A 4,550-nucleotide genomic window follows, 5' to 3' on the forward strand; every position below is an offset into this window, starting at 1 on the left:
ATCGGTAATTTGTAGCTGTCGATCGCAGTCTAAAAAATTAATAATACCCAGTGCTAATAACCCTTGAATTTTGAGAATATGATGATTGACATCGGGTAAGAAAGTTCGGTCTGGGCTAGTTTCGCGATCGCGATCCCAGACTAAATAGATCGACTGGGGTAAATATTGCTGATGATTGAGTAGATAAAAATGAGTCAGAAGTTGTCCGTAATAACCTTTGTCATCTTTTAATTTTAGTTCTGGGGTGACCGTCACACCATAACGTTGCTGAAGGGTGTATTTTTCAATTTGAGCGCGTTCGATATCGGTAATAAAGCGTTTATTAGATAGATATTGATAGTCCCGATGACCGAGATCTTCAGCAGCCGCAATCGCGCGTGCTGCTTGGAGTTTAACCTGCTGTTGGATTTTTTTAGTTTGGGTGCCGATTAAATTATACTCGCGATCGCGTTGAGATTTATCTTTATGAACGTCGGCAATTTGCCGCATAATTTCCATTGCTTTTTGAGGATCGGTTTTAGTTGCCTGAATTAGTGCCGTTCTAAGTTCTTGCAGGCTATCGCGATCGCGATCTTCGCTAATTAATTGAATTTGGTGTCCTTCGCCAATTAGTCCCAATTTTACAGCATCTCGAAACAGCGTAATCGAAGCATTTACTCGCGCGGCAAATTTTGCCCAAGTGCGGAGATGAATCGGATCGAAGACAAAGGGTAAATCCACATCGATCCGCATTAACGGACACATGAGCGCGTAGTTTTCTTTATAGTTTTCTTGATACCAATAGGCAAGCGATCGATAATTATTACTACCACTCCCAATCGTCCCCATTCCCCGTTTAGCACACCACAAATATCGCGGGACATTGGCGCGCACTCTGGCTAATGCCTGACGCACTTCTGTATCGGGAATTACACCCTGAAAAATGCCATATACTCGATCGAAATGCTTGACATCGATACTCACGCCAGTACCTAAAGTTGGCGTAACAAATACCGCATCGTATTCGGGAGCCTGAGTATTAATCGACGAGACAAAATCTACCGCTGGATGTCCGGTAGTATTAGTAGTGTGGCTGCAAACTACCAGAGTTTTGGTGTAACTATCTTCGAGTTGCTTGAGCGTTTGCTGGATATAGCGATCGATCGTATCGGAACCATAGCGACCCGATCGACTGTCGGTGGTAACATAGCATTTATGCCCAGCACGAAGATCGAGTTCTAGCTGGTGAATTAGGGCGGTAGGGTTCGGAGTATCATAGAAATAGATATCCCAGCCTCGCTCGGCTTGCCAACGGTCGATCGCAATCCACGGTTCGATTTTATCATTGGCTAATCTCTTGAGATAATCGATCGAAATATCCGACAGATCGGCATCCTGCGCGATAATCAGTCCATCTGTCTCGATAACTGTACTAATTAATTTCTGAAAGGTTTTTAAAATCGCCAGTCGCTTTTTTTTACAGGTGGAACTATGTAGTAAATGCCACAGCGATTGTTCGACTTCATCTAAAATAATTATCCCGCCTTCCCAGTCGGCTGGATTGAGTCGCCACATGGAATCTAGACATAAACCGAGGCTATTCGATTGTTGTTTGGGAAGCTGTTCGTTAATCCAACTGACACCAATTCTTTGACATAAAAATCTACCCAATTGAATACGATGAGTCAGCAATAATACCGGACGATTCTCTGATTGTGCGGTGGCAACTACCGGAATTAATGCAGTAGTTTTACCGCTACCTTTGGGCGACTTAATGCCGACAATGCCACTACTAGGAAAATCTATTTTGGGTAAATACCTACTCTCAATTTCGAGATTAGCTGGGTAAGTTAATTCGCTATGCCGCTTCGATCGAGCGATATCTATTTCTAGTTCTAACGATTGGCGATAAATCGATTCAAAAGCATCGATACCCCGTGCAACTATATAATCATCAATGCCCTTTTCTAGTCCGGGTAATCTAATAACTTTAACAATACAGCTAGCACGTTGTAATAGCTCGCCTAAATGGAAGATTGCTGTATCTACTAACTTAGCTTTACGGGGTACATCTTCATAATCAAAACAAATCGAAATTTCTTGCTTGCGATTGGCAAATTTAACCAGCTCTGGAATCAGGTATCGATCGAGCGTATTACCATGAAAATCTTTACTAACTCGATAACCGCTATTAATCCCCGGAAGTGCGATCGCCGGATAGCCGTAAGTCAGCAGCGTAGAGGCTTTCTTGACACCCTCACAGAGAACGATCGGCAGTTGTCGATCGAGTACCCACTGCCAAAAACCCAGGGCTTCACCCTGTAAATCTACCTCTATTTTAGCAGGTAATTTAACTTTAAATAAAGTCGCTGTTTTCGTCCAAATTTCCTTAGTTACCCGCAAGCAAAACAATCGAGTCGAGATACTCGGTGGATGCTCGTATTTAATAACTTTACCATCTTGGTTTTTAGCAGGTGAATTTGGCTTAAATGTCCCCCATTCCATCGCTTGCCAATCATTAAGCGGATCTAAACCCGCACACCACCAACCACCCTTCGCACAGTGGCTATATCTTTTCATCCAACTCGTTACAACTTGCCCGCTATTATTGCGCGGAATTTGTGGTGAAATAAACAATCGATCGTAAGCAGAATTCCCCTGTAAAGATCTAAAATTTAAAGCGAGTAACGATCGATCGATATTACTAGCATCGACTAATTCTATGTGGTGGGCGCGATCTAAAGTAGTCTGTGTCACGATCGGATGCTGCGAGGAGGGGACTCACATTCTAATCGAAATTTTTCAGAAAAAACCAAGATTAATTAAAATAGATCGACTCATTTGTATGTAGGGATATTGACTATTTTAAACCGCTATGGATAGCGTAATATATCCAAACTATTAGTTCATTTATTCTTGTTGAGATCGGCAAATTGGCGTAGCCACTCCTGAGAAATACACTCGATCGAGCTGCATACTAGTTAAATCGATTCGCTCGGTTTATGAGATAGCGAGTTCTGGTCGATCGACAAGGCGATCGATTAAACCATATTCGATCGCGTCTACTGGCGACATATAAAAATCGCGTTCGGTATCTGCTTGAATTTTTTGTAAGGTTTGTCCGGTATTTTGCACCCAGAGGTTATCGATAATATTCTTAATCTCCATCATTTCTCTAGCTTGAATTTCGAGATCGATGTCATTTTCATGATTAACACCAACAGACATCGGAACGATCGCAATTCGAGTATTAGGAATACTGCAACGCTTTCCTTTGGTTCCTGCTGCTAGTAAAAATGAACCCATACCCGCTACAAGCCCCACACAGACAGTTGAGACATCGGGACAAATATGAGCCATCGTGTCGAAAATAGCCATCCCAGCAGTCACAGAGCCACCAGGAGAATTGATGTAGAGACAGATATCTCGATCGGGATCTTCAGATTCTAGATATAGTAATTGAGCGACGATCGTGTTGGCAATATTGTCATCGATTTCTCCATTAAGTAAGACAATTCGCTTGTGTAATAGCTGCGAATAAAGATCTAGTATTCGAGCCTCTTCGTTAGATCGATTGTTTTGCTGCATCTGTTTTTTAACCTTTAGAACTCGTTTTTTTACTAGAGGCTGCGGTGAATCTTGAGAGGATGTTTGGAAAGTATAAACAGGTACCAGTAGAGAAAAAGCTTCCGCGAATTGTTAGGCTGAATAAAATTCAAAACTTAGACAGCCATCGAGGAAGCCATGAGTCAAGCCTACACGACGGAACTAACAGTAGAACAGTATGAGTTGTTAGCGGCACTATTGCCGCCGGAAACCAAGACAGGCAGACCACGCACAGTGAAGATGATGTCAGTCATTCAGGGAATTTTATATGTCTTGGTTAGTAGTTGTGCTTGGCGGTTAATGCCAAAAGAGTATCCACCTTCGTCAACTGTTTACTACTACTTCAGTAAATGGAGCAAAGACGGCACTTGGAAACGAGTTCACGACCATTTAGTCGGATGGGTGAGAGTCGCAGAAGACCGATATCCTAGCCCCAGCGTTGCTAGCATAGATTCACAAACAGTTCCAACCGCAGTAATGGTGAGTGATTCAGTTGGCTATGATGCAGGAAAGAAAACCAAGGGACGAAAGCGTTTTACGATGGTGGATACGTTAGGGCTGCTGTTGATGGTAAAAGTCGTTGCTGCCGATGTTCCAGAACGGGACGGAGCAAAACAACTGCTGACTAAGATGAAGGAGGAACGCCACCGTGTCCCTCGACTAACCCGAATCTGGTTTGATGGCGGCTTCTCTGGTCCAGATTTTCTTCATTGGGTGATGGATGTCTGTCATTGGATTGTGGATGTCGTCTTACGACCTAACGGGAGTAAAGGTTTTGTCCTTTTGCCTAAACGCTGGACTGTTGAACGGACTTACGGCTGGCTGCACTGGTGTCGCCGTCTTAATGTTGATTACGAACGTTTACCTGCTTCATCAGAGGCTTTCATCCACATTGCTATGATCCGACTTATGCTACGGAGACTTGCTTGAATATTTTATACTCTCCGTATTTCCAAACATCCTCT

At 43.1% G+C, this 4,550-nt stretch carries 3 protein-coding genes; 1 reads left to right on the forward strand and 2 read right to left on the reverse strand.

Translation table 11 applies throughout. From position 1 onward, the window contains the following. Together RMO79_RS13645 and RMO79_RS13650 are read right to left on the reverse strand one after the other, a co-directional pair. A partial coding sequence (locus tag RMO79_RS13645) for a plasmid replication protein, CyRepA1 family (protein WP_310483708.1) occupies window positions 1-2,736 on the reverse strand: 2,736 nt, incomplete at its 3' end. Between the two features lie 243 nt (window positions 2,737-2,979). Beyond that, window positions 2,980-3,567 (reverse strand): ATP-dependent Clp protease proteolytic subunit, encoded by a 588-nt coding sequence (locus RMO79_RS13650; RefSeq protein ID WP_310483709.1) that lies wholly within the window; start codon window positions 3,565-3,567, stop codon window positions 2,980-2,982. 156 nt (window positions 3,568-3,723) lie between these two features. Here RMO79_RS13650 and RMO79_RS13655 point away from each other — a divergent pair, with 156 nt between their 5' ends. Beyond that, window positions 3,724-4,515 carry an IS5 family transposase gene (locus tag RMO79_RS13655; protein ID WP_310483710.1) on the forward strand — a complete coding sequence of 264 codons (792 nt, stop codon included), beginning with the start codon at window positions 3,724-3,726 and terminating at the stop codon, window positions 4,513-4,515. Window positions 4,516-4,550: the final 35 nt, after the last annotated feature.

Origin of the sequence: Chamaesiphon sp. VAR_48_metabat_403 (assembly GCF_031422475.1) — a bacterium.
Taxonomy (GTDB): Bacteria; Cyanobacteriota; Cyanobacteriia; order Cyanobacteriales; family Chamaesiphonaceae; genus Chamaesiphon.

Bases quoted from the DNA above. Each gene is read 5' to 3' on its own strand.
- RMO79_RS13650 (WP_310483709.1), bottom strand. From the start codon at position 3,567: ATGCAGCAAAACAATCGATCTAACGAAGAGGCTCGAATACTAGATCTT.
- RMO79_RS13655 (WP_310483710.1), top strand. From the start codon at position 3,724: ATGAGTCAAGCCTACACGACGGAACTAACAGTAGAACAGTATGAGTTG.